At 64.6% G+C, this 23,845-nt stretch carries 22 protein-coding genes; 9 read left to right on the top strand and 13 right to left on the bottom strand.

Annotated elements, in window-relative coordinates; genetic code table 11:
* Positions 1-5: 5 nt before the first annotated feature.
* Positions 6-995: an ABC transporter permease gene (locus CK224_RS16100; RefSeq protein WP_095779349.1), complete on the bottom strand. Its 990-nt coding sequence runs from the start codon at positions 993-995 to the stop codon at positions 6-8.
* Complete coding sequence (gene ftsE, locus CK224_RS16095) at positions 988-1,647, bottom strand: cell division ATP-binding protein FtsE (RefSeq protein WP_095782437.1); 660 nt, start codon at positions 1,645-1,647, stop codon at positions 988-990. Before ftsE ends, CK224_RS16100 begins: the two co-directional genes overlap by 8 nt.
* A 181-nt stretch (positions 1,648-1,828) precedes the next feature.
* On the opposite strand from ftsE, the gene CK224_RS16090 reads away from it, so the two are divergent.
* The 3 genes from CK224_RS16090 to CK224_RS16080 all read left to right on the top strand — a co-directional run bounded on the left by CK224_RS16090 (position 1,829) and on the right by CK224_RS16080 (position 3,637).
* A complete protein-coding gene (locus CK224_RS16090; RefSeq protein WP_095782436.1) occupies positions 1,829-2,470 on the top strand; it encodes a hypothetical protein in 642 nt (213 codons plus the stop codon).
* Positions 2,471-2,647: 177 nt separating this feature from the next.
* Positions 2,648-3,190 carry a hypoxanthine phosphoribosyltransferase gene (gene hpt, locus CK224_RS16085; RefSeq protein WP_095782435.1) on the top strand — a complete coding sequence of 181 codons (543 nt, stop codon included), beginning with the start codon at positions 2,648-2,650 and terminating at the stop codon, positions 3,188-3,190.
* Between the two features lie 75 nt (positions 3,191-3,265).
* A complete protein-coding gene (locus tag CK224_RS16080) occupies positions 3,266-3,637 on the top strand; it encodes a response regulator (RefSeq protein ID WP_067319126.1) in 372 nt (123 codons plus the stop codon).
* 4 nt (positions 3,638-3,641) lie between these two features.
* Here CK224_RS16080 and CK224_RS16075 read toward each other — a convergent pair whose 3' ends face one another.
* On the bottom strand, positions 3,642-4,592 hold the full coding sequence (locus tag CK224_RS16075) for a DMT family transporter (protein ID WP_095782434.1): 951 nt from the start codon (positions 4,590-4,592) through the stop codon (positions 3,642-3,644).
* 189 nt (positions 4,593-4,781) lie between these two features.
* Here CK224_RS16075 and CK224_RS16070 point away from each other — a divergent pair, with 189 nt between their 5' ends.
* Positions 4,782-5,666 carry a LysR substrate-binding domain-containing protein gene (locus tag CK224_RS16070; RefSeq protein WP_095782779.1) on the top strand — a complete coding sequence of 295 codons (885 nt, stop codon included), beginning with the start codon at positions 4,782-4,784 and terminating at the stop codon, positions 5,664-5,666.
* 17 nt (positions 5,667-5,683) lie between these two features.
* Here CK224_RS16070 and CK224_RS16065 read toward each other — a convergent pair whose 3' ends face one another.
* From CK224_RS16065 to argH, 7 genes are all read right to left on the bottom strand, one after another.
* Entirely contained in the window at positions 5,684-6,286 is a 603-nt protein-coding gene (locus CK224_RS16065; RefSeq protein ID WP_095782433.1) for a 2-hydroxychromene-2-carboxylate isomerase, read from the bottom strand.
* Between the two features lie 87 nt (positions 6,287-6,373).
* Complete coding sequence (locus tag CK224_RS16060) at positions 6,374-6,739, bottom strand: glyoxalase superfamily protein (RefSeq protein ID WP_066990233.1); 366 nt, start codon at positions 6,737-6,739, stop codon at positions 6,374-6,376.
* 23 nt (positions 6,740-6,762) lie between these two features.
* On the bottom strand, positions 6,763-9,360 hold the full coding sequence (locus CK224_RS16055) for a TIGR02302 family protein (protein WP_095782432.1): 2,598 nt from the start codon (positions 9,358-9,360) through the stop codon (positions 6,763-6,765).
* A gap of 113 nt (positions 9,361-9,473) precedes the next feature.
* Positions 9,474-10,415 (bottom strand): threonine/serine dehydratase, encoded by a 942-nt coding sequence (locus CK224_RS16050; RefSeq protein WP_095782431.1) that lies wholly within the window; start codon positions 10,413-10,415, stop codon positions 9,474-9,476.
* 34 nt (positions 10,416-10,449) lie between these two features.
* Positions 10,450-11,718, bottom strand: a complete 1,269-nt coding sequence (lysA, locus tag CK224_RS16045; RefSeq protein WP_095782430.1) for a diaminopimelate decarboxylase — start codon at positions 11,716-11,718, stop codon at positions 10,450-10,452.
* Positions 11,719-11,770: 52 nt separating this feature from the next.
* Complete coding sequence (locus CK224_RS16040; protein WP_066990222.1) at positions 11,771-11,977, bottom strand: lipoprotein; 207 nt, start codon at positions 11,975-11,977, stop codon at positions 11,771-11,773.
* A 72-nt stretch (positions 11,978-12,049) separates the two neighbouring features.
* Positions 12,050-13,450 carry an argininosuccinate lyase gene (gene argH, locus CK224_RS16035; protein WP_095782429.1) on the bottom strand — a complete coding sequence of 467 codons (1,401 nt, stop codon included), beginning with the start codon at positions 13,448-13,450 and terminating at the stop codon, positions 12,050-12,052.
* A gap of 36 nt (positions 13,451-13,486) precedes the next feature.
* Here argH and CK224_RS16030 point away from each other — a divergent pair, with 36 nt between their 5' ends.
* Positions 13,487-14,176, top strand: a complete 690-nt coding sequence (locus CK224_RS16030) for a TlpA disulfide reductase family protein (protein ID WP_095782428.1) — start codon at positions 13,487-13,489, stop codon at positions 14,174-14,176.
* On the opposite strand, the gene CK224_RS16025 is transcribed toward CK224_RS16030, so the two are convergent.
* Complete coding sequence (locus CK224_RS16025; protein WP_095782427.1) at positions 14,168-16,594, bottom strand: EAL domain-containing protein; 2,427 nt, start codon at positions 16,592-16,594, stop codon at positions 14,168-14,170. The two genes, CK224_RS16030 and CK224_RS16025, sit on opposite strands and share 9 nt — an antisense overlap.
* Before the next feature lie 326 nt (positions 16,595-16,920).
* On the opposite strand from CK224_RS16025, the gene ugpB reads away from it, so the two are divergent.
* The 4 genes from ugpB (at position 16,921) to CK224_RS16005 (ending at position 21,131) form a co-directional block, all read left to right on the top strand.
* A complete protein-coding gene (gene ugpB, locus CK224_RS16020; protein ID WP_066990210.1) occupies positions 16,921-18,231 on the top strand; it encodes a sn-glycerol-3-phosphate ABC transporter substrate-binding protein UgpB in 1,311 nt (436 codons plus the stop codon).
* A gap of 69 nt (positions 18,232-18,300) precedes the next feature.
* Complete coding sequence (gene ugpA, locus CK224_RS16015; protein WP_095782778.1) at positions 18,301-19,185, top strand: sn-glycerol-3-phosphate ABC transporter permease UgpA; 885 nt, start codon at positions 18,301-18,303, stop codon at positions 19,183-19,185.
* Between the two features lie 8 nt (positions 19,186-19,193).
* Entirely contained in the window at positions 19,194-20,042 is an 849-nt protein-coding gene (gene ugpE, locus CK224_RS16010) for a sn-glycerol-3-phosphate ABC transporter permease UgpE (RefSeq protein ID WP_066990208.1), read from the top strand.
* Positions 20,043-20,048: 6 nt separating this feature from the next.
* A complete protein-coding gene (locus CK224_RS16005; protein ID WP_095782426.1) occupies positions 20,049-21,131 on the top strand; it encodes a sn-glycerol-3-phosphate import ATP-binding protein UgpC in 1,083 nt (360 codons plus the stop codon).
* Between the two features lie 7 nt (positions 21,132-21,138).
* Here CK224_RS16005 and CK224_RS16000 read toward each other — a convergent pair whose 3' ends face one another.
* Together CK224_RS16000 and CK224_RS15995 are read right to left on the bottom strand one after the other, a co-directional pair.
* Positions 21,139-22,221 (bottom strand): ABC transporter ATP-binding protein, encoded by a 1,083-nt coding sequence (locus CK224_RS16000; RefSeq protein WP_095779358.1) that lies wholly within the window; start codon positions 22,219-22,221, stop codon positions 21,139-21,141.
* A complete protein-coding gene (locus CK224_RS15995) occupies positions 22,218-23,789 on the bottom strand; it encodes an iron ABC transporter permease (RefSeq protein ID WP_095782425.1) in 1,572 nt (523 codons plus the stop codon). Before CK224_RS15995 ends, CK224_RS16000 begins: the two co-directional genes overlap by 4 nt.
* Positions 23,790-23,845 lie beyond the last annotated feature (56 nt).

Raw genomic sequence — 23,845 nt, 5'->3', positions numbered from 1 at the left:
CATGATCAGCTTGCCTCCGGCTGCCGGATGTCGATCTCACTGAGATAGGCGACGACCGTGGCATGTGAGGTCGCCGCGGTCAGCGCGCCGATCACCAGCACCATCAGGGCGACGCCGAGATAGCCGGTCGAGCCGATCGCGAAATTGCCGAACAGCGCGGTCGCCTGGTCGGCCTCAGGCGTCGCCATGTTGCGCGACGACCACCAGGAAAAGACGATGAAGACCAAGATAGCGGCGGCACCTCCGGCGGCGGCGCCCTTCATGCCGGTGACCAGGAAATGCCAACGGAATTCGCGCGCGATGAAGCGGGCCTCGGCGCCGACAAAATGCAGGACCTCGATGATGTGGCCGTTGCCGGCCATGGCGCCGCGCGTGGCGAACACCACCGTCAGCACCGTCGCCGACAATATCAGCGCCAAAACGGCAAAGCCGATCGTCACCGTCGTATGCGCCATGGCGACCAGCCGGTCGACCCAGGTGCGATGGTCGTCGAGCGCGGCGCTCGGCAGCTTGGGCGTGATCGCGGCGCGCATGGCCGCGAAGTCGGGCGGATTGGCCTCGTCGATGGTGACGACGATGAGGCGCGGCACCGGCAGTTCATCGATGTTGAGGCCGGTGCCCAGCCACGGCTCCAAAAGGCGCGCCGTCGCATCGCGGTCGACGATCCTCGTACCCTTCACACCCGGGAACTCGCTGGCGATCTCAGAGGCCTGCGCGAGGGCTGCTTCCATGTCGAGGCCCTCGACGGGCTTGATCTGGATCGTCGCCTCGCGCGAGATCTGGTTCTCCCACACCGAGGCGGTGTCACGCACCAGCGTCACGGCGCCGAAGGTCAGGCAGGACAGGAAGGTCATGATGGCGATGACCAGCACCAGGGCTCTGCCGGCGATGTTGTGCGCCGGCACGATCGGCGCCATCTTGCGCTGGACACGGCGAACGGCAGCCGGCGTCTCGGCGGCTTCCTCGTGCAGGTGATCGGCCGGAAGCTCAGTCATAGACGTCCAGCCTTCCGCCGGCGAGAATCATGCGCCGCGCATCGACCTGCTCCATCAGGCCGAGGTCGTGGGTTGCGATCACCACGGCGGTGCCGAGCCGGTTGAGCTCGATGAAGAGCCTCAGCAGCCGGCGCGCCAGTGGCGGATCGACGTTGCCGGTCGGCTCGTCGGCAAGCAGGATCTCCGGCTGCTCGATCAGCGCGCGAGCGATCGCAGCACGCTGCTTCTCGCCGCCCGACAGCACCGGCGGCAGCACATGCATGCGCTCCCCGAGGCCAACCCATTTCAGGAGCTCGGCGACGTCGGTGCGATAGCTCGCCTCCTCGCGCCCGCGCACGCGCAACGGCAGCGCCACGTTCTCGTAAGTGGTCATGTGGTCAAGCAGGCGGAAATCCTGGAACACCACGCCGATGCGGCGCCTGAGCAGCGGCAACTCGCCGCGCGAGATGCGCGAACGATCCTTGCCGAAAATGGTGATCAGGCCGCGCGTCGGCTTCAGCGACATGAAAAGCAGGCGCAGCAAGGTGGTCTTGCCGGCGCCCGAGGGGCCGCTCAGGAACTGAAAGGAGCGCTCCGGAATGTGCAGGGAAATGTCGCGGAGGATCTCCGGACCCATGCCATAGCGGAGGCCGACATTTTCGAAGCGGATCACGTTCGGCGACCTGAAACCTTAGGCGGCATCCCGCCAGCCTGTTCTCTGCCAAGACCATCGGCCGGCATGGTTAATCGTTGGTTAATTTCTGCGCGCTTTCGACGTTTCACAGCAGTTCCGGTGGGGAAGCGTTAACCATTTGCGTTTACCCAAAAGCAACGAAGATTGCACTGGGGCCGTAATGGCTGAGGATAGAACCGCGCGCTCTGTTTCCGGCGAAATCATGACCGGCACGGCGACAAAGGCCGCGCCGGAGCGCGTCATCCTCGACACCGATGTCGTCGATGCCGACTATGTGGTGCTGCCGCGATTCGCCGCCCGTTCGGAACCGATTGCGGCGCCGTTGCCGCCGCAAGCGCCCTCGACGCCATCCATCGCTGGCATGGGCATGCTGCGCAAACCGGAGGCCGCGCCGGCGCGGCCGGCCTCGCGTGGCGATCCAATCTTCTGGGCCGCCGGAGTGGGCGCCGCACTCGTGGCTTTCTGGGTGTCGGGCGGACATGCCCTGGTGCGTCAGAGCCCCTTCTGGGCGGCTGCGCAGCCGGCAAGCGCGCTCAGCATTTCCGGTGTGACGTCGCGAATCGATGCCTCGGGGCTGAAGCCCATCCTGTTCATCGACGGCGAGGCCGCCAATGACGGCGTACGGGCGGAGTCGCTGCCGCCGCTCGAGATCCGCGTCACCGACAATGCCAGCAATGTCATCCGCTACAGGTTGGGGACATCCAACCGCTCGCTGGCGCCCGGCGAAAGATTCGGCTTTTCCAGCCGGCTCGATGTCCCTAGAAACGGCGTGAAGGCCGTATCCGTCACCTTCGCCGGGTAGGTGCATCGATATTCAGGTGATGCCGGCCTGCAATTAGTGGTTTCCTGCGCTTAGGTGCTCACGTGCTTGAGTACGCTCTGCACCGGTTCTCGGAACCCGCTATTTTGGGTTCGGCTGCCCTGAATATTGATGAACCTAGCCCTTCCGGCGTTGCAGGCGATTCTGAAGGAAAAAGCTATGCCAGTTGTACGCGGCAAGGACATCGAGGTCCTGTTTTCGGCGTCGGCGATCGCCCGGCGCAATCTCGAGCTCGCCAAGGAAATCGCCGGGCGCGACTATCACGACCTGCTTGTGATATCGATCCTGAAAGGCTCGTTCGTCTTTGCCGCCGATCTTATCCGCGCCATGCACGATGTCGGCCTGTCGCCCGAGGTCGAATTCATCTTCATCTCCAGCTACGGCGCCGGCACCACAAGCGGCGAGGTCAAGGTGCTGCGCGACATCGACAACGAGGTCGCCGGCCGCGACGTTCTTTTGATCGACGACATCCTCGAATCCGGCAAGACGCTTTCCTTCACCCGCGACCTGATGCTGTCGCGCGGCGCCAGGAGCTGCGCCATCGCGGTGCTGCTCGACAAGCGCATGCGCCGCCAGACCACGCTCAACGCCGATTATGTCGGCTTCGACTGCCCCGATTATTTCGTCGTCGGCTACGGCATGGACGTCGCGCATGCTTTCCGGGAATTGCCGTTTGTCGGGGTCGTGAAAGAGGACAAGTAAGGTCGCGCCGAAAAGGCCGCATGGACGTTTCAAATTTTCAGAAAACGTCAACGTTTCGGCGGCATCTATCTCGGCATGGCAAAGCTTTTGATCGTCGAGGACGATGAATCCGTCCGCACCCTCGCTGCCCGCGCGCTGGAGCGTGATGGGCACAGTGTCACCATCGCCGCCGATGGCGCGCAGGGGCTCACCCTGATCCGCCAGCAGCGCGGCAGCTACGATCTCGTGGTATCCGATATCCGCATGCCGGAGATGGACGGCATCGAGATGGCGACCGCGGCGGCAAAACAGTTTCCGGCCATGAAGATCATGCTGATGACCGGCTATGCCGACCAGCGCGAGCGCGCCGAGGAATTGAACGGCATCATCCTCGACGTCGTGCAGAAGCCGTTCACGCTTGCCGAAATACGCGCCCGCGTCGGACGGGCATTAAGCTGCTTCGCTTGATCGTTTAGACGGCATCGCCGGTCGCTGCGATTGCAGGTGCTGCGCCGCGTCGGCGCTCACCGTTGAGTGCAACCAGACCGGCGCCGATGATCAGCGCCGCGCCCAGCACCGTCGTTGACCGCGGGATCTCGGCGAAGAACAGGAAGCCCCACAGCGGCGACCAGAGGATGCCCGTGTATTCGAAGGTTGCGACCCGGTTGGCGGGCGCCATCCGGTAGGCCTGCGACAGCAAGATCATGCCGGCGGAGGCAACGAAGCCGCAGGCCGCCATCTTCAGGAAGTCCGGCAGCGCCGGCCAGACCCAGGGCCGCACCAGGAAGTCGAGGCTCGGGTGGCCCGCATGGGTGATGCCGGCAAGATGAAACACCGCGGCGACCGCCACAGCGCCGGTGAGATAGGCGCCGTTCTGGTAGAAGGCCATCACCGTCGAGGATTCGGTCTCGCCGATCCGGCGCGCCATCAGCTGCGAGAACCCGTAGAGGAATGCCGAGCCGAGCGACAGCAGTGCCGCCCAGTCGAATAATCCGGCGCCCGGACGCAACATCACGACCACTCCCACGAGGCCGATCAGCACCGTCGTCAGCGTCCGCCCGGAGACGTGCTCGCCGAGATAAGGCCCGGCAAGCAACATGATAAAGAGCGGCGCCATGAAATAGAGCGCTATCGCGTCGGCCAGCGAGAGGGCGGCAATCGCCAGATAGTAGACGGTGTAGGAGCTGAATTGGATGAAGCCGCGCAGCGTCAGCATGCCCGCTCGTTTCGACAGCAAGGCTGTCAGGCCGACATCGGCCTGGACGATAACGACCAGGATCGGCAGCGCCACGAGGGCGCGGATCGCCATCACTTCCGTCACCGGATAGCTGCCCGAAACCGCCTTCACCAGCGGGTCCTGCAACGAAAAGACGAGAACGCCGAGGCAGAGGCTCAAAATGCCAAGCACCATCCGGTTCTGCATGTTCGTTCCAGTGAAAAAGAGCCCGCCACCGTTTCGGGCAGCGGGCACGAGTGAGGACTCTTCGAATTGGTCCGCGGCCGAATCTCACGGCCGCATATCCAATGGGTAGAGCAACTATCCTGCGGCGTTTGACATGTTGCAAACGAATTGGAATGATACCAGCAATAAAAATTTCTTATGGCGGCATCGATGAAGCCCACCCTCGACAGCGACCTCCTGCGCACCTTCGTGGCGGTGGCCGAGACCGGCAATTTCACCAAGGCGGCCGAAAAGGCCGGACGCACCCAGTCGGCGGTGTCCATGCAGATGAAGAAGCTGGAAGACATGGTGGGCGACAGCCTGTTCGAACGCGGCTCTCGCGGGGTGGCGCTGACACGTCGCGGCGGCGAGCTGATCGCCAACGCCCGCCGCATCGTCTCGCTGCTCGACGAGACGGCGGCATCGCTGGTCGCGCCGCCGCTCGGCGGGCTGGTGCGCATCGGCATTCCTGCCGAATACGGACGGTCGATCTTGTCGCGGGCACTTGGCGAATTCGCCAAACGCCACCCGCGCGTGGAGGTCACGGTGCGTTACGCGCATTCCGACTCGCAGGTGAGGGCGCTTGCGGCCGGCGAACTCGACCTTGCGGTGGTGTTCGAGTGGGAAGGTTTTTCCGGCGGCGATGTGCTGATGCACGATCCCACGGTATGGGTGACGTCAACGCTGCATCACATGCATGAGGAGCGGCCGGTGCCGATCGCGCTTTACAGCCGCAATGGCTGGTGCCGGGACTTCGCGATCAAGTCGCTGCAGCAGCGCGGCCTCGACTACCGCGTCGCCTACACCAGCGACACCAATGGCGGCCTGACGCTGGCGGTCACTTCTGGCCTGGCGATCGCACCGATCTCGCGCAGCAACATCCCGCCCGATTGCCGCGAGCTGACCGCCGCCGACGGCTTCGGCGACATCGATTCCTCGAATGTGGTGCTGCACCGCAATCCGCTGGCGACGGGCGAAGCGATCGACGGGATGGAAAACGCGATCCGTGAGGCTTTCATGCTGACCAGGCAGGCACAGGCAACAGTCAGTCTTTGACTTACGAAACGGTCCGCTCAATCCGGCGGTCCGCTCTCCATCTGCTTGAGCCAGCGCATGGCATCCTCAAGGCGATCGTCGCCCCAGAACAGCTCGCCGTCGACGACGAAGCTCGGCGAGCCGAAGATGCCGAGCGCCTTGGCCTGCTCCGTCGCGGCCGCGAGCTCGGCCTTGGCGTCATCGCTGTCGGCCCGCCGAAGAACCGGCTCCGCTTTCTGTCCGGCCTTCTCGATGCTCGCCGAAATGTTTGGCTCGCTACCCGCCGGCTCACCCATTTCGAACCAGCGCCGGTAGCTTTCCCGGGCATAGGCTTCGCACCAGCCCTCGTGCGCCGCGATGAGAGCCACGCGATTGGCGCGTTCGAGCTCGGCCAGCGGGTAGGGGGCCGGCAGTTTCGGCACCATCCTGTACATCGCCGCTCGGCGCTCGATGTCGCGCCACATATAAGCCGCCTTCGCCGGCTTCTTGGCAAAGGGAATGTTGTCCATCTCGATCATGATGGCGCGCACATTGAAGGGTCGCCAGCGGAACTCGATGCCGGTCTCAGCCGCAACCTCGGCGAGACGCATCACCGAAAGATAGGTGTAGGTGCTGCCGATGGAGAACCAGAAGTCGATCATCGCCAGTCTCCCTTGACGATGACGATACCGGTAGGCAGCGCGGCCTGCAATGCGTGTGGCGAGAGCGACCTGCGGCTGCCCGCTACCTCAGTCTCTTTCGAAAAAGGTCAGGCGATTGCCGAACGGATCGATCACCGTGACCTCCTTCGTCTGCCAAGGCGTCGTCTCAAGGCCCGGCCTGTTGAAGCGGTAGTTCTTGGCCTTGAACTCGCGATGCAGCTCAATGATGCCGGTCGCTTCGATGCGTATATTGGCACCGGGCGAGCCGTCGCCATGATGCTCGCTCAAATGCAGCTCGCAGCCGTCGCGGGCGACGCCCATATAGAGCGGCGCGTTGTCGTCGAAGCGATGCTCGAAGCGGACCTCGAAACCGAGGAAGTCGAGATAGAACTCTCGCGCCTTGACGGTATCGAACATGCGCAGGATCGGCGTGACGGTTCCAAGCTTCGGCATGTCGGCGGTGACCGGTGTGGGCGCTATTTCAGTTCGAGCAGGCGTTCGAGGTAGCTGCGCTCGATGTCCGGGCTGAGCGCGTTGCCGAGGCGCTTGCGGATCGCTTCGAGGATCTGGCGGGCGCGCTGCACGTCGATCTCGTCGGGCACCTTGACGGAGTTGCCGTCGTCGGGGCCCTTCGTGGCGCGCGGCCGGCCAAGCGGGTCGCGGTCGGCGTCCTGCTGACGTCCGCCCTGTTCGCTGCCGCCCTGGTCGCCCTGCATGGCCTGCATCTGCTTCATCATCTCCTTGGCGCCGCGGCGCAGCGCCTCCAGCGCGCGGCCCTGGTGGCCGACCGCCTGGTCGCCTTCGCCTTCGCCCAGCGCCTGCTCGGCATCGCCCATGGATTTGCCGGCCTCGCCAAAGCCCTCATTGGGCTGCATGCCCATGCCTTCGAGGCCCTTCTTCAGCTTGTCGAGCTCGCTCTGCAGCTGGCCCTGACCTTCCTGCAGCTGCTTCAGCGCATCCGCGAATTCCTGCGGCGTCATTTGCTTCGGCCGGCCGAGCGGGTCGCGGTCATCACCGGGCTTCTGCCCATCCTGCGACTGCTCGCCATCCTCGCCCAGCTGCTCGTCGCGATTTGCACCGCGCTGCCGATCGCCGCGCTGCATCTGGTCGAGGCGGAAGGTATCGTTCATCATCTCCTGCTGGCGCCGCATGATCTCGCCCAGCTTGTCCATCTGCTGGCGCATCTCGCTGTCCTGCTCGCCGGCCTGCTGCTGGCGCCCGGCCTGCAGGTTGTTCATCATGTCCTGCAGTTCCGACAACAACTGCTGGGCCCGGTCTCGGTCGCCGGATTTGGCGAGATTCTCGATCTCGTCCATCATCCGGTTGATGTCGCTCTGGCGCAGTTCCCGACCGTTCTGCTGCATCTGCGGCGCGTTCGGGTTCTGCTGGGCGCGCTGGGCGAATTCCTGCAGGAACTGGTTCATCGCCTCGCGAAGTTCCTTCATCGCCTTTTCGAGCTCTTCGTCGCTGGCGCCGTTTTTGATGGCGTCCTGTAGCGCCTGCTGCGCCTGGCGCAGCCGACGCTCGGCGGCCGACAGATTGCCTTCCTCGATGCCGAGCGCGATCTCCCACAGATAAGCCACCTCGTTGCGTAGCTGGTCGTCGTTCTCGGCAAGCTTCAGCCGGCTCCTCGCGCTCATGATCGCCAGGTAATGCGACATGTTGTCGAAGGTATCCTCGGGGCGCAGGGTGATCGCGTCCATCAGGTCGAGCACGCGCGGCTTGGCGTTGGCGTCGAGCGCCAACAGGCGGCGCTGCTCGATCACAGCGCGGGCCAGCGGATTGGAGAAGGGCCGCTCCGGCATCACCAGCGTCTTGGTCTCACTGGTGGCGGTATGGCCGGCATCGTCGGTGGCGGTGAGCGTCAGCTTGATGGTGCTGCCGGCCCAGACATGCTCGGTCAGATCCTTGGTCGTCTTGGCCGCGTTCGCCTTGCCGCCGCGGCGCGGCAGCGTCAGCGGCATGTCGGGCGGGCCGTAGAGCGGATGCGCATTGGCCGGCGGCGGCTCAGACAGCTCGAAGACGGCCTTGGCGGAGGCCGCGCCATAGTCGTCGTCGATCTGGTAGTTGAGCTCGATAGCGCCATTGACGGCACGCTTGGGCTCGCCGACGAAACGGATCGTCGGTGGTTTGTCCGGGATGATGGCGAAGGCCCAGTGGCTGAGGTCGTCCTCGCCGGACTTGAGCCGCAGCGTGCCGTTGGTGTTCAGCTTGCCGGAGAACTGGCGCACTTTGAGCCCGGCTGGGGACCCCGGCTGCGCCGCGGCTGGCGCGGCGCCCTTCGGCGCAGCCGGCTCGATGGCGCGATCGTTGCCGTTCGCGTCGGCATAGCTCAGCGTCTCTTCGCCGGTTCCGCCGGTGACGCGCAGCGAGACGTCGCTGCCCTCTGGGACGCTGAAGACCTGCGCGGCCTGGTTCACGTCGGCGGTCAAGAACAGCGGCGGCTTCCCGGTATAGGACGGCGGCGTCACCCAGGCATCGATGCGCGGCGGCACACTATCGCGCGCGGCGCTGGCGACGAAGCCGTCGCTGATCCTGCCGCCGAAAGGTCCGAACGAGAAGGCAAAAGCGGTGACGAACAGCAGCCCCACCACAGCCCGCAGGCCCCAGCGGTCATAATCCGGCACGCTTGTGCGCGGCCGGTCGGCGCCCAGGCCGGAGAGCCGCTCGGCCATGCGCTTCTGGTGCTCGCGCCACAGCGCCTGCGAGAAGAGGCTGTCCGCGCCGCTCGGCCGGTCGGTCTGCACCTGCACGGGGCTGTGCAGCAGCTCGTTCGCTGCCTCGATGCGCCGGTCGACCTCGGCGGCGGAAGGAATGCGGAAGAAGCGCAGCGCAAAGAGCGCGGCGAGCGCCGAGATGGAGAAGAGGATCAGGAGGCCGATCCGCGCCAGATCCGGCAGGCGCTGGAACAAGCCCAGCCACGAGACACTGAGGAACAGGCCGGCGACCACCGCCAGCGGCAACAGCAACGGCCAGCCGCGCTCGAAGATCATCGAGGCCCGCGTCGCCAGCCGGCTCAAGGCAAGGCGCCCGGCCAGACCGCGTTCGCCGCTGGAAATGGGTCGTTCCGTCATCGGCCCTTCCTGCCCGGGCAGGATCGCCCGGACCTCATGAGCAGAGGATAACACCAAACACGGCGAAGGCGAGGCGGGTTCCAAAATCTGTGAAGGGTTCGCCGCCTTTACGATCAGAAATTCGCGGGATTCGTGTTGGAGCCGCAGACCAGGACGGCCGCGCGCTCGCCGAGAGCCGGCGCGTAGCGACCGGAAAGCATCGCCGCAAAGGCAGCGGCCCCGCCCGGCTCGGCGATGATTCGCGTGCGGTCCCAGAGCGCTTTCTGCGCCGCCACGATGTCGTCGTCGCTGACCAGGATCGAGCGCTCGACGAAGGCTTTCGCGATCGGGAACATCATTTCGCCGACGCGCTTCGGCGCCAGCGAATCGGCGGCGATGCCCTCGGCCGGTGCATCGACCGGCTTGCCGGCTTCGAAGGCGCGGTGAAGCGTCGGCGCGCCCTCGGGCTCGATGGCGATGATGCGGATGCGGCCAGCGAACCAGGCGGCGATGCCGCCGATCAGGCCGCCGCCGCCGACCGCGACAAGCAGTGTGTCGATCTCCGGCAGATCGGCTTCGATCTCGAGCCCGAGAGTGCCTTGGCCGATTAGCGTCTCTTCCTGGTTGAAGGCGTGGATCTGCAGGGCGCCGGTTCGTTCGGCAAAATCCTCGCTGGCAGCCAGCGCCTCGGCATAGCGCGCACCGCCGACCACCAGCTCGGCGCCGTAGCTGCGGATGCGCTCGAGCTTTGCCGGCGGGCTGACCTCGGGCACGAAGATGGTGGCCCTGTGCCCGAGCTTCATGGCGGCATAGGCGACGGCGGCGCCATGATTGCCGCCGGAGGCGGCGACCACACCCGCTGCGGGCACCTGCCGCTCGAGCAGGTTGGTGAAGGCGCCGCGCGCCTTGAACGAGCCGGAATGCTGCAGACATTCGAGCTTCAGATCGACCGGAAAGGCCGGCCGGCCGAAGTCAGCCATGTCGACGCGCAGCACCGGCGTGTGGCGGACGAACGGGCGGATGTGCGGTTCCACCGCGGCGATGCGATCCCGCGTGATAGCTCCAGTCTCCAGCATGGCTTGCTCCTTTGAGCGCGGGACCCTCGTGCTTCTATTTCAGCCACTCGGGCAATGAATCCAGCCCGATCAGCTCCTCATAGGTCGGGCGCGGCCGTACGACGTGAAAACGGTCGCCGTCGACCAGCACTTCGGGCACCAGGAGCCTTGTGTTGTAGGTGCCGGCCTGCACCGCGCCATAGGCGCCGGCCGTGGAGACGGCGATGAGGTCGCCGGCCTTCAGCCTGGGGAGATCGCGGTCGAGGCCGAGGAAATCGCCTGTCTCGCAGACGGGGCCGACGATATCGACCTTCATGCGCGGCGTGGCAGCCGGCGGCTGCACCACCGGTCTGATGTCGTGGAAGGCGTCATAAAGCGTCGGCCGGATCAGGTCGTTCATGGCGGCATCGACGACGAGGAAGTTCTTGGCGTCGCCTTCCTTCACATAGATCACTTCCGAGACCAGGATGCCGGCATTGCCGACGATCAGCCGGCCAGGCTCGAACATCACCTTCAGGCCGAGCCGGGTGACATGCTTCCTGACGATCTCGGCATAGGCGTCGGGCAAGGGCGGCGGGCTGTTGTCGACGCGGTACGGAATGCCGAGGCCGCCGCCGAGATCGACATGCTCGATGGCGTGTCCGTCAGCGCGCAGCACGCCGACCAGTTCCACCAGCAGCGCGAAAGCGTCGTCGAAAGGCTGCAGTTCGGTGATCTGGCTGCCGATATGGGTGTCGATGCCGGTGACCTTGATGCCCGGCAGCTCCGCCGCGCGGGCATAGACCTGGCGCGCCCGCTGCCACGGGATGCCGAACTTGTTCTCGGCCTTGCCGGTGGAGATCTTCTTGTGGGTCCTGGCGTCGACGTCCGGGTTGATGCGCAGCGAGACGGGTGCCACCTTGCCGAGCGCTGTGGCGCGCGCCGACAGCAGTTCGAGTTCGGGTTCGGACTCGACGTTGAAGCAGAGGATGCCGGCATTGAGGGCGAAGTCCATTTCCCGCGCGGTCTTGCCGACGCCGGAAAACAGGATCTTGCTCGCGGGGATGCCGGCGGCCAAAGCGCGCCGCAGTTCACCTTCCGACACCACGTCGGCGCCGGCGCCTTGTCTTGCCAGGGTCTTCAGGACGGCCTGGTTGGAATTCGCCTTCATCGCGTAGCAGACCAGCGCGTCGAGACCGGCAAAAGCTTCCTTGAAGACCCGGAAATGCCTGGTCAGGGTCGCGGTCGAATAGCAGTAAAACGGCGTGCCGACGCTGGCGGCGATGTCGGGGATTGCCACATCCTCGGCGTAGAGAACGCCGTCGCGGTAGTCGAAATGGTTCACGGGGAGAGGTCCGAAAATTGGAGCGCGATGAGATCGGATGATCTCCTCGGCTCTAGAGCAAGGGGTCGAGAATGAACTTCTTGTCCTTGACCGGTTTCTCAGGCTCGGGCGGCAGCGGCTGTTTGGCTCGCTCCGCATCCTTGCGCGCCTGCACGGCAGCCTCGTAAGGCGTATCGAGGCCGCCTCTCCTGCCGCAGGCCGTGACGGTGACAACCGCCGCCAGCAGCGCGAGCGTCACCAAAATCCTGCCTCGGGTCATCGATCCATCCGTTCGAAACTGTTTTGTCCAGCCGCGCTTTTAGCCGAGTTTTCGGCGCATTGCATCCCGGCATCACGCCTTGGCGAGCCGCTTTTTCCAATAGCGGATCTGCTTCTTCACCTCCGACGGCGCGGTGCCGCCGAAGCTGGTCCGGCTCTTCACCGAATTCTGCACGGCAAGCACGGAGAAGATGCCGTCGGTGATGCCGGGATGGATCGAGCGCAGGTCCTCCAACGAGAGCTTTTCCAGCCCGACCTTCTTCTCCTCGGCGAGCGCGACGGCGCGGCCGGTGACGTGATGGGCCTCGCGGAAGGGCAGGCCGAGATTGCGCACCAGCCAGTCGGCGAGGTCGGTGGCGGTGGCGTGACCGGCGCCGGCGGCCTTCTTCATGGCGGCCGTGTTCACGGTCATGTCGCGCACCATGCCGGTGGTCGCCGCCAGCATCAGGTCGAGCGTCTCGGCGGCGTCGAAGACCGATTCCTTGTCCTCCTGCATATCCTTGCCGTAGGTCAGCGGCATGCCCTTCATCACCGTCAGCAGGCCGACCAGATGGCCATTGACGCGGCCGGTCTTGCCGCGCACCAGTTCGGCGGCGTCCGGGTTCTTCTTCTGCGGCATGATCGAGGAGCCGGTGGAGAAGCTATCCGAGAGCCGGACGAAGCCGAATTGCGGCGTCGACCAGATGATGATCTCCTCGGCGAGCCGCGACAGATGCGTGCCGCAGATCGCGGCGATGGACAGGAAGTCGAGCGCGAAATCGCGGTCCGACACGCTGTCGAGGGAATTGCGCATCGGCTCGCGGAAGCCGAGCGCCTTCGCCGACATATGGCGGTCGATGGAAAAGCTCGTGCCGGCCAGCGCGGCGGCGCCCAGCGGGCTTTCGTCCATGCGCTCGATGGCGTCGCGGACACGTGACAGATCGCGGCCGAACATCTCGACATAAGCCATGCAATGATGACCGAAGGTCACCGGCTGCGCGGCCTGCATATGGGTGAAGCCGGGCATGACCGTCGCGGCGTGCTCCTCGGCGCGCTCGAGAAAGGCGCCGATGAGGTCCTTCAGCGCCTGGGCGACGCGCTGGCATTCCTCCTTGACCCAGAGTTTCAGATCGACCGCCACCTGATCGTTACGCGAGCGGGCGGTATGCAGGCGGCCGGCAGCCGACCCGATCAGATCGGCCAGACGCGCTTCGACATTCATATGGATGTCTTCGAGCTTGGTCGAGAATTCGAATTTCCCGGCCTCGATCTCTTTCAGGATCGTGTTCAGGCCGTGAGCGATTTTTTCTTGATCGGCGGCCGAAATAATGCCCGTTTCAGCCAACATCTCGCTGTGGGCGATCGAGCCGCGGATGTCCTGCGCGTAGAGTTTGCGGTCGAAGGCGATCGATGCGTTGATCGCTTCCATGATCGCGGCCGGACCCGAGGCAAAACGTCCGCCCCACATCTGGTTGCTGGCCTTCTTGTCGCTCATCGCTATAACCCGTGCTCCGGAGCAGTTTTTAAGAAAATGGCAGACGGCAATAAGTTCTTCCCGGCCCCGCGCCTCATCCTCGCCGCGCTTGTGGCGGGCGTGCTGGCCGGCGCGGTCGCGGTATATGTCAGCGAGAGCGGTTCTGGCAACAACGCGCCGGATCAGGTTGCCGCCGCCGGCACCGGCAAGGACGACGTCGCCTGCAAGGCTAAGGCCGAACGGGCCAAGCAGGTTGCGGCAAAGGCGGTCGGCCAGGTCGCGGCGCTGCAGCCGGCGGATCCGCCGCAATCGCTGAAGAGCCTCGCCTTCAACGGACCCGATGGCAAGCCGACGACGATCGCCGGCCATGCCGGCAAGACGGTGCTGCTCAATCTGTGGGCGACATGGTGTGCGCCCTGCCGCGCCGAAATGCCGGCGCTCGACGCATTGCAGAAGGAAAAGGGCAGCAACACTTTCGAGGTCGTCGCGGTCAATGTCGACACCGGCGACGACGCCAAGCCGAAAAAATTCCTGAAGGAGATCGGCATCGAGACGCTCGGCTACTACCGGGATGCGACGATGGGCCTGTTCAACGAGGCCAAGACGCGCGGGCTGGCGCTTGGCTTGCCGGTGACGATGCTGATCGACGGCGAAGGCTGCCTGATCGCACATATGAACGGCCCGGCGGAATGGTCGAGCCCCGATGCCAAGCGATTGGTGGAAGCCGCGCTCAGTCCGTCAAGCTGAGCGCGCGGCGGCGGGCTCGAGCATGAGGATGCGGCCGCCGCGGGCCTCGACAGCATCCATGGCCGCCGGCACGCCGGTCAGCTCGCTGAAGGTTTCGATCGGGCCTGGCCTGCCGAGATAGTATCCCTGGCCGATCTCGCAGTCCTCGGCATCGAGGAAGCGCAATTCGTCCAGCGTTTCGACGCCTTCGGCCAGAACAGGCAGGCCCAGGCCGCGCCCCAGCCCCAGCACGGCGCGCACGATGGCCGCGACCTGACCATTCCTGTCGACCGACTTGATGAAGGAGCCGTCGATCTTGATCTTGTCGAAAGGGAAAGCGCGGAGGTTGGAAAGCGATGAATAGCCGGTTCCAAAATCGTCCATCGCGACGCGAATACCAAGCGCCTTGACCTGCCGCAGAGTCGCCAGCGCCCGCGGCATATCCTTGATCAGCGCCGTCTCGGTCACTTCAAGCTCCAGCCGTCCGGCCGGAAGTCCCGAACGCAGCAGAATCTCGTGCACTTTGCGGCTGAAATTCGGGTTGTGGAGCTGCACCGCCGAGACATTGACGGCGATGGTCAGCGGATTTTTCCAGCGCACGGCTTCCTCGCAGGCCGTCGCCAGCACCCATTCGCCGATCTGGGCGATGGCGCCGCTGTCTTCCGCGACCGGGATGAAGACCGACGGCGGGATGTTGCCGCGCTCCGGATGATGCCAGCGGATCAAGGCCTCGAAACCGATCATCTTGCCGCTGCTGATCTTTTTTTGCGGCTGATAGACCAGCCGGAACTCGCCGCGCGCAACCGCCTGGCGCAGATCGTGCTCCATGGCGCGCCTGTCGCGCGTCTCGGCACCCATCGACGCCTCGAAATAGCGATAAGTGTCCTTGCCCTCGGCCTTGGCGCGGTAGAGCGCGGTGTCGGCATGGCTGACCAGCGCCGCCTGCTCGTCGGCATCCAGCGGGTAAAGAGCAATGCCGATGCTGGCCGACACCAGTTCGCCGCCGGGCGACAACTGGCTTTCTTGGCGCAGCTTGGAAAGCACCGCCTCGGCGATGCGGCCGGCGGCCTGCGGGTCGGGAAGGTTCGGCGCGATGATGGCGAATTCGTCGCCGCCGAGACGGGCGAGCATCTGCCCATGGCGGAGCACGCTCGACGCGCATTGCGCCACCCTCTGCAGCACGGCGTCGCCGGCCGCATGACCGAACAGGTCGTTGACTTCCTTGAAGCGGTCGAGGTCGATAAGCATCAGCGCGAGCTGCCCTCCCTTGCCGCTCGTCGTGGCGATCTCGGCCTCGAGCCGGCTGGTGAAGCTGCGGCGATTGGCAAGCCCGGTCAGCGGATCGAAATGCGCCAGGCGAAGGATCTCGTCCTCGGCCTTCTTGCGCTCGCGCATGTCGCGGACGGCGACGACGTCGTGAGGCTTGCCGCAATAGTCGATGCTGCGGGCGATCAGCTCGACGGGGATGCGGGTGCCGTCCTGGCTGCGCAGCTCGGCTTCCTGCGCCTGGCCGCTGCCGCCGGCGATGGCTGAGGCGATGCGTTCGCCGAAGAGGTCGCCAAGCGTCATCACGTTCAGCGTGCCGGGCGCGATGCCGCTCAGCGCCGCGATGCTGTCGTTGGCGCTGACGATGCGGCTGCCGTCGCAGACGATCAGCCCCTCGACCGCCGCGTTGGCCAGGCCGTGCATGCGCTGCGCTTCCGCCTGATGGCGGCGGAAGCGCAGGTCGATGCGGAGCGCCGCCGCCGAGAGCACCAGGATGACCAGACTTGCCGCCGCGGCGGCAAAGGCTTGCGACATCGGCGCGATGGTGAATTTTGAGATCTCTATCGAGGAGTCCGGATAAATCGAGACCGCCGCCATGGCGATAAAATGCAGTGTGCAGATGGCCAGTGTGAGCAAGACGGCGGCAGCGATCGTCGTAAGCGTCGACGGGCGGCGCAGCACGACGAGCAGCGAAAGCGCGGCAAGCGTGACGCCCGCCGCCAGCGAAAGAGCGACGAGCAGCTCGTTCCAGACGATCCGGCCCTGGACCTCGAACGCCGCCATGCCGGTATAGTGCATCACGGCAATGCCGACGCCGAGCACGGCGCCGCCGACAAGGTAGTGATCAATGCCGCCGCGGATGGTGGCGATCCACATTCCGGCCGCCGTCAGAACTACGGAGGCAGCCAGCGAAAGGGCGGAAAGCTCCGCGTTATAGGCGTTGGGTATTCCCGGCGTGAAGGCGATCATGGCGACGAAGTGCGTCGCCCAGATGCCAAATCCGGTCGCCGTGGCTGCAATCAACAGCCATGCGTAGCGATTTCGACTGGTCGATTGCTCGACATGGCGAAGAAGATTGACCGCCGAGAAAGAAGAAATTCCGCAGATGAGCGCCGCAAGCGCGACCAACCTCAGATCGTGCTCGTGCACGATGCAATTATAGACGGTCAACATTTGGCCCCACCTGATCTTCCCGCATCAATCAAGTTAAGATTGCTTAAGGCCCGACGGCTGAAGAATCGATTAGTGGACCTGCAACCGACGCGTGTGTCTCGGGTTGTAAGGGCGGATAAGGTTAGGCCGGCTGTCGCACACGATGGTTGGAGTCGCTCAAATCCTAAGCCGGCAAGCAATCTGCCCGGCCGTGACTGATGCACGTTATTTTAGGATCAGTTGATGTTCATCGACGCATAACAAAACCGTTGTCCGATTGTCATGCGCAACACATACTGGTTTCTGCGGAAGCCCCCCTTTCGCCAATCACAACGGGAGATGAAAACATGAAGCTCTTCGGCTTCGCGGCAGGTGTTGCCGCTACCTTGACCCTGCTTTCCACCACGTCCGCTTTCGCTGTCACGCAGATCAGCTGGTGGCATGCGATGACGGGCGCCAATGCGGAAGTCGTCGACAAGATCTCGAAGGACTTCAACGCCAGCCAAAGCGACTACCAGATCGTTCCGGTCTTCAAGGGCACCTATCCCGAGACGCTGAATGCAGGCATCGCCGCGTTCCGCGCCGGCCAGGCGCCGGACATCATCCAGGTGTTCGATGTCGGCACCGGCGTCATGATGGCGGCAGAGAGCGCGATCAAACCCGTGGCCGAAGTTTTGACGGGCGCGGGGATGACGTTCGATAAGAGCCAGTATCTGCCCGGCATAGTCGGCTACTATTCGAAGCCGGACGGCACCATGTTGTCTTTCCCTTACAATTCCTCCTCGCCGATCCTCTACTACAACAAGGACATCTTTCAGAAGGCCGGCCTCGACGTGAACAACCCGCCTAAGACCTGGAACGAGGTATGGGAAGCGGCGAAGAAGATCAAGGCGAGCGGCGCGGCCCCTTGCGGCTACACCTCGACCTGGCTGACCTGGATCCATCTGGAAAATTTTGCCGCCTGGAATAATGTTTCCTGGGCGACCCAGCAGAACGGACTGGCCGGCGGCGACGTCGAGCTCAAGATCAATGCGCCGATTTTCGTCAACCACTTTCAGGCGCTGGCTGACCTCGCCAAGGATGGCACTTTCAAATATGGCGGGCGCACCTCCGAGGCCAAGCAGATATTCCTCGCCGGGGAATGCGGCATCTTTACCGAGTCCTCGGGCGGGCTCGGCGATATCGTCAAGTCGGGCATGAACTACGGCATCGGCCAACTGCCGTATGACAGCGATGCCAAGGGCGCGCCGCAGAACACGACGCCCGGCGGCGCAAGCCTCTGGGTTTTCAGCGGCAAATCCGATGCGGAGTACAAGGGCGTCGCGGCCTTCTTCGCCTATCTCTCCAAGACCGAGGTGCAGGAATATCTGCACCAGAAGTCGGGCTACCTGCCGGTGACGCTGGCGGCCTATGAGGCGACCAAGAAGTCCGGCTTCTACGACAAGAACCCGGGCCGCGAGACACCGATCCTGCAGATGACCGGCAAGGCGCCGACCGAGAATTCGAAGGGTGTGCGCCTGCCCAATCTGCCGCAGGTGCGCGATATCCAGAACGAGGAGTTCGAGAAGATGCTGGCCGGCCAGGAAACGGCTCAGCAGGCGCTCGACAATGCCGTCTCGCGCGGCAACGCGGCGATCAAGGACGCTTTGGGCAACTAGACCTGGCCGAGATGAAACGTCGCCCGCGCGGATCCGCGCGGGCGATCCTTGCTTGACGAGGAAACCAAGCTGACCCTGCGCGTCGTTTTCCCCCACAAAGTTCTGCCTTACCTGCTTGTGGCGCCGCAACTCGCCATAACACTGGTTTTCTTCTACTGGCCGGCCGGGCAGGCGCTCTACCAGTCCATGCTCAGGCAGGATCCATTCGGGCTGAAGAGCAAGTTCGTCTGGTTTGCCAATTTCCGCAAAGTGCTTGCCGACCCGGCCTATCTCAACTCGATCAAGGTAACGGTGGTATTTTCGCTTGCCACCGCAATCGTGGCCATGGCCGTGGCGTTGCTGCTCGCCGTAATGGCGGAAAAAGTGGTGCGCGGGAAAGCGCTCTACCGCACGCTGATGATCTGGCCCTATGCGGTGGCGCCGGCGATCGCCGGCATGTTGTGGCTGTTCCTGTTCAACCCTTCGATCGGCTCGCTATCCTACGTGCTGAGAAGTCTCGGTATAGCCTGGGACCCGTTGCTCAACGGCAGTCACGCCATGATCCTTTTGGTTTCCGCCGCCGCTTGGAAGCAGATCAGCTACAATTTCCTGTTCTTCGTCGCCGGGCTGCAGGCGGTGCCGAAGACGCTGATCGAGGCGGCGGCGATCGACGGCGCCCGCGAGACCAAGCGTTTCTGGACCATCATCTTCCCGCTGCTCGCGCCGACGACCTTCTTCCTGCTGGTCGTCAACACTGTCTATGCCCTGTTCGACACGTTCGGCATCGTCCATGCCGTCACCGGCGGCGGACCGGGCAAGACCACCGAGACGCTGGTCTACAAGGTCTACAATGACGGCTTCGTCAACCTGATCCTCGGCGACTCGGCGGCGCAGTCGGTGATCCTGATGGTCATCGTCATAGCGCTCACCGCCATCCAGTTCCGCTATGTGGAACGCAAAGTCCACTACGGCTGAGGCAAGCGATGATCGGCCAGTCCCCGTTGCGTGTCCTGATCGCCCATGCCGCTCTCATTCTCGGCATTTTGATCGTTGCATTTCCCATCTACTACACATTCGTGGCCTCGACACAGACGCTGCAGACGATCCTCAAGCCGCCCCTGCCGCTGCTGCCCGGTGACCAGCTCTGGAACAATTACAGCGAGGCGTTGTTCGGCGGTGTCGGGCGCATCGGCGGCGTCAGCGTCGGCAGGCTGCTTCTCAACACGACGGTCATGGCGCTCGGCGTCGCGGTCGGAAAGATCTTCATCTCGATCCTGTCGGCTTATGCCATCGTGTTCTTTCGTTTCCCGCTGCGCATGACCTTCTTCTGGCTGATCTTCATCACTCTGATGCTGCCCGTCGAGGTCCGCATCCTGCCGACCTACAAGGTGATGGTCGATCTCGGCATGATCGACACCTATGCCGGTCTGATCATTCCGCTGATCGCCTCGGCCACGGCCACGCTATTGTTCAGACAGTTCTTCATGACCATCCCGGGCGAGCTCGTCGAGGCGGCGCGCGTCGATGGCGCCGGGCCGTGGCGCTTCTTCTTCGACATCCTCCTGCCGCTGTCGCGCACCAACATCGCGGCGCTGTTCGTCATCCTCTTCATCTATGGCTGGACGCAATATCTGTGGCCGCTGCTGGTCACCAACAGCAACGACATGAACACCATCGTCATCGCGCTGAAAAAGATGGTTTCCTTCGCCGATGCCGATACCCAGTGGCACCTTGTGATGGTCACCGCGATGCTGGCCATCGTGCCGCCGATCCTTGTCGTGGTGCTGATGCAGCGCTGGTTCGTGCGCGGCCTGGTCGAATCCGAGAAGTGAGGGGCGATGGCGACGGTTGATCTCAATGATGTGAGGAAGGTCTATGCCGGCGGCGTCGAGGCCGTGAAAGGCGTTTCCATCGCCATTCCGGACAAGCAGCTTTGCGTGCTGGTCGGTCCCTCCGGCTGCGGCAAATCGACGTTGCTCAGGATGATCGCCGGACTCGAGACCATCTCGTCCGGAACGGTTGCGATCGACGGCAAGATCGTCAATGCCGTCGGTCCGACCGAACGCGACATTGCCATGGTCTTCCAGAATTACGCGCTCTACCCGCATATGAAGGTCTACGACAACATGGCCTATGGCCTGCGCAATCGGGGCACGCCGAAGGCCGAGGTCGACAGCAGAGTGCGTTCAACTGCCAAGGTGCTGGAATTGTCGGGACTGCTCGACCGGCGCCCACGCGAGCTTTCCGGCGGCCAGCGACAGCGCGTCGCCATGGGCCGGGCGATCGTGCGCAATCCGAAAGTCTTCCTGTTCGACGAACCGCTCTCCAACCTCGACGCCAAGCTGCGCGGCCAGATGCGGGTCGAGATCAAGAGCCTGCAGCGCAGGCTCGGCGTCACTTCGGTCTATGTCACGCACGACCAGCTCGAGGCGATGACGCTAGCCGACATGCTTGTCGTCATGAATGCCGGGCTGGTCGAGCAGATCGGCGCTCCTCTCGACATTTACGAGAAGCCGGCCTCGACATTCGTCGCGTCCTTCATTGGCGCGCCGCCGATGAACCTGCTCTCACTGAGCACAGAAAGTTCTGCAAATGAGCTGGAACGAAAGTTGCTTGGGCTTGCCCCGCCCGGCGGGCAGGCGGCAATGCTAGGCTTCAGGCCCGAGGACGCCGAACTCGTCGCCGATGCCGAGGACCGATCCGGGGCGCTGATGCTGTCCGCAACGGTCGAGGCCGTGGAGCCGGTCGGCGCGGAAACCTTCCTGCACTGCTCGGCCGCCGGCAATCGTATCGTGATACGGGTTGGCGGCCGCACGGCGGCAAAGCCCGGCGACAAGTTGCGCATCACCGCCACAGCCGAGAAGTTGCACTGGTTCGATCGGGGCGGCAGGCGCCTCGACAGCACAAGCCCCTCCTCTTGACCCAGCTTCAGGCAAACACATGCGCCTTGCCGGTCACGGTGAGGCGCACGATCTCGCCGACCTCCGGCACGTCCATGCCGGTCTTGCGCAGGATGAGCGGTGTGTTGCCGATCGCGGCCGCATCCGGCGGATCCGGGCTGTTAAGCAGCCGCACGGCGATGGTGCAGACCGAGCCGGCGAATTCGGAGTCCGTCACCTCGCCGAACAGCATGTCCGGCGTCCCCGACATGCCTTCGCGGGAGGTTCGTTTAAGCACCACTTGCTCGGGCCTGAGCATGATACGGGCGACGTCGCGCCGCTCGGTGATGTCGACCGCGATGCGGCCGAGCGGCGATATGGCAAAGCCGTCGGCGATCTTGGCCGGCACGATGATGGCGTCGCCGAGGAACTCGGCAACCATCCTGTCCCTGGGCTGGAAGTAGAGCTCGCGCGGCGTGCCGACTTGCGAGAACAGGCCGTCGCGCATGACGGCTACCTGGCTGGCGAAGGACAGCGCCTCGGCCTGATCATGGGTGACCAAGATGGTGGTGATGCCCGCATCCTCCAGAAGCTCGGCCACAGCCTTGCGCATCGAGGCGCGCAGGCCGGTGTCGAGCGCCGAGAACGGCTCGTCGAGGAGCATCAGCCGGGGTTTCATCGCCATGGCGCGGGCAAGTGCGACACGCTGCTGCTGGCCGCCGGAAAGCTCGTGCGGACGGCGCTTCAGGATCGCCTTGTCCAGCCCGACGATATAGGCGAGCTCGACAATGTGTTCGGCGCGCTTCTCGGCGCTTCGGGGCATGCCGAAGCCGATGTTGTCGGCGATGGTGAGATGCGGGAAGAGGGCGCCGTCCTGCGCCACCACGCCGATGCCGCGGCGATGCGCCGGCACCGCCGCCCCGCCATTGGCGAGCAGCTTGCCGTCGAGCGCGATGCGGCCGCGGTCTGGCGCCTCGAAGCCGGCGATCAGCCTCAGCAAGGTGGTCTTGCCGCAGCCGGAGGGTCCGACGATCGCGGTGCGGCTGCCGCTTTCGACGGTGAGGTCGACGCCGGCAAGTGCTGCCACCGGGCCATAATGTTTTGCTACGTCGCGGAGCTCGAGGAAGCTCATCGGCCGGCCATCCGCTTTGACTGGACGTAGAGCACCCAGGTCATGGGCAGCGACATCGCCACCATGATCAAGGCGTAAGGGGCGGCCGAGGCGTAGTCGATCTCGCCGCTGTAGGACCAGAACGCCATCGCAAGGGTGCGGGTGCCGTTCGGCGCCAGCATCTGCGTGGCGGTCAATTCATTGGTGATGCCGAGCGCCACCATCGCCATCCCGGCCGCCGCGCCCGGCGCCGACAGCCGGATCGTGGTCGACCATAGCGCCCTGAGCGGCGGGCGGCCGAGGCTCGAAGCTGCGCGTTCGAGTTCCACCGGCGCCTGGGCGATCGAGGCGCGCAGGCTGACCAGCGCGCGCGGCAGGAACATCAGCGCATAGCCGAAAAGGATGGTGAAGAGCGTCTGATAGAGCGGCAAGGCGATGCGTACGGTGATGGTCACCAGCGCCAGCGCGACGACCACACCCGGCAGCGAGCCGACGATGTAGTTGCAGCTCTCGAGTAGGCGCTGCAAGCGGCCGGGCGCACGGATCGAGATCCAGGCCATGGGCATCGCGGCGACCGTGGCAAGCAGCGCGCCGGCGACGGCGAGGACCAGCGTCTGGCCGAGCGCCAGGCTGATCTCGTCCCAACGCCAGACGTCGGCGCCACCGGCAAGGAGCCAGCGGCCGACGGTCACAAAGGGCACGCCGAGCGTGAGCAGCGCAGTCCCGGCGGGCAGCAGCAAGCAAGGCAGCGTGGCGCGGCCGAGGGCGACACGCTCCTGCTGGCGCGCCGCCCCGGAGCCGACGCGGGCATAACGCTCCTCACCACGCACGATCACCTCCACGCCAAGCAGCACGAAGCAGCAGGCGACCAGCACGGCGGCGAGCATGTTCGCCGCCGCGCCGTTGAAGGTCGACTGGAACTGGTCGACGATCGCGGTGGTGAAGGTATCGAAGCGGATGAAGACATAAAGCCCGTATTCGGCAAGCAGGTGCAGGCCAACCAGCAGCGAACCGCCGCAGATGGCCAGCCTCAACTGCGGCAGCACGACACGCGCGAAGACGCGCCAGGGTCCGAGGCCCAATGCTGCGGCGGCATCTTCCAGCGCAGGGTCAAGCCGGCGCAGCGCCGCTGCGATCGGCAGATAGAGGAACGGGAAATAGGCGATGACGGAGACGAGCACGCCGGCCCAGAGCCCGTGCAGGCCGGGGATCAGGCTGATCCAGGCGTAACTGTGGACGAAGGCCGGGATAGCCAGCGGCGCTACCGACAGCCACGACCACCAACGGTTGCCGGGAAGGTCGCTGCGCTCGGTCAGCCAGGCAAGCGCCACCGACAGCGCGATGGCGATCGGGACGGCCAGGACGACAAGCAGGATGGTGTTGACCAGGAGCGCGCCGACGCGAGGCCGAAAGATCAGCGCCACCACGGTGTCCCATCCCGTCTGGATGCCCACCCAGACGATGAAGGCAAGCGGCAGGAGAGCGATCAGCGAGACGATGGCGGCCGCAAGCGTAATCCACGACGTGGACGGCCGGCTCTGTCTTGCGGCAGCCGGCGGCCCGGAATGCGTGAGGTCGATCGCGGACATCAGCCGGAATGCACCGCCTGGAGACGATCTGATGAACCGCGAATGCGGTCGGAAAC

Source organism: Mesorhizobium sp. WSM3862 (assembly GCF_002294985.1).
Classification (GTDB): domain Bacteria; phylum Pseudomonadota; class Alphaproteobacteria; order Rhizobiales; family Rhizobiaceae; genus Mesorhizobium.
The sequence above is the reverse complement of the archived record's forward strand: the minus strand, read 5'-3'. Positions and strand labels throughout refer to the sequence as shown.

Excerpts from the sequence above, each read along its gene's own strand:
- CK224_RS16100 (WP_095779349.1), bottom strand. The coding sequence starts at position 995 with ATGACTGAGCTTCCGGCCGATCACCTGCACGAGGAAGCCGCCGAGACG.
- CK224_RS16090 (WP_095782436.1), top strand. The coding sequence starts at position 1,829 with ATGGCTGAGGATAGAACCGCGCGCTCTGTTTCCGGCGAAATCATGACC.
- hpt (WP_095782435.1), top strand. The coding sequence starts at position 2,648 with ATGCCAGTTGTACGCGGCAAGGACATCGAGGTCCTGTTTTCGGCGTCG.
- CK224_RS16080 (WP_067319126.1), top strand. The coding sequence starts at position 3,266 with ATGGCAAAGCTTTTGATCGTCGAGGACGATGAATCCGTCCGCACCCTC.
- CK224_RS16075 (WP_095782434.1), bottom strand. The coding sequence starts at position 4,592 with ATGCAGAACCGGATGGTGCTTGGCATTTTGAGCCTCTGCCTCGGCGTT.
- CK224_RS16070 (WP_095782779.1), top strand. The coding sequence starts at position 4,782 with ATGAAGCCCACCCTCGACAGCGACCTCCTGCGCACCTTCGTGGCGGTG.
- CK224_RS16065 (WP_095782433.1), bottom strand. The coding sequence starts at position 6,286 with ATGATCGACTTCTGGTTCTCCATCGGCAGCACCTACACCTATCTTTCG.
- CK224_RS16060 (WP_066990233.1), bottom strand. The coding sequence starts at position 6,739 with ATGCCGAAGCTTGGAACCGTCACGCCGATCCTGCGCATGTTCGATACC.
- CK224_RS16055 (WP_095782432.1), bottom strand. The coding sequence starts at position 9,360 with ATGACGGAACGACCCATTTCCAGCGGCGAACGCGGTCTGGCCGGGCGC.
- CK224_RS16050 (WP_095782431.1), bottom strand. The coding sequence starts at position 10,415 with ATGCTGGAGACTGGAGCTATCACGCGGGATCGCATCGCCGCGGTGGAA.
- CK224_RS16040 (WP_066990222.1), bottom strand. The coding sequence starts at position 11,977 with ATGACCCGAGGCAGGATTTTGGTGACGCTCGCGCTGCTGGCGGCGGTT.
- argH (WP_095782429.1), bottom strand. The coding sequence starts at position 13,450 with ATGAGCGACAAGAAGGCCAGCAACCAGATGTGGGGCGGACGTTTTGCC.
- CK224_RS16030 (WP_095782428.1), top strand. The coding sequence starts at position 13,487 with ATGGCAGACGGCAATAAGTTCTTCCCGGCCCCGCGCCTCATCCTCGCC.
- CK224_RS16025 (WP_095782427.1), bottom strand. The coding sequence starts at position 16,594 with ATGTTGACCGTCTATAATTGCATCGTGCACGAGCACGATCTGAGGTTG.
- ugpB (WP_066990210.1), top strand. The coding sequence starts at position 16,921 with ATGAAGCTCTTCGGCTTCGCGGCAGGTGTTGCCGCTACCTTGACCCTG.
- ugpE (WP_066990208.1), top strand. The coding sequence starts at position 19,194 with ATGATCGGCCAGTCCCCGTTGCGTGTCCTGATCGCCCATGCCGCTCTC.
- CK224_RS16005 (WP_095782426.1), top strand. The coding sequence starts at position 20,049 with ATGGCGACGGTTGATCTCAATGATGTGAGGAAGGTCTATGCCGGCGGC.
- CK224_RS16000 (WP_095779358.1), bottom strand. The coding sequence starts at position 22,221 with ATGAGCTTCCTCGAGCTCCGCGACGTAGCAAAACATTATGGCCCGGTG.
- CK224_RS15995 (WP_095782425.1), bottom strand. The coding sequence starts at position 23,789 with ATGTCCGCGATCGACCTCACGCATTCCGGGCCGCCGGCTGCCGCAAGA.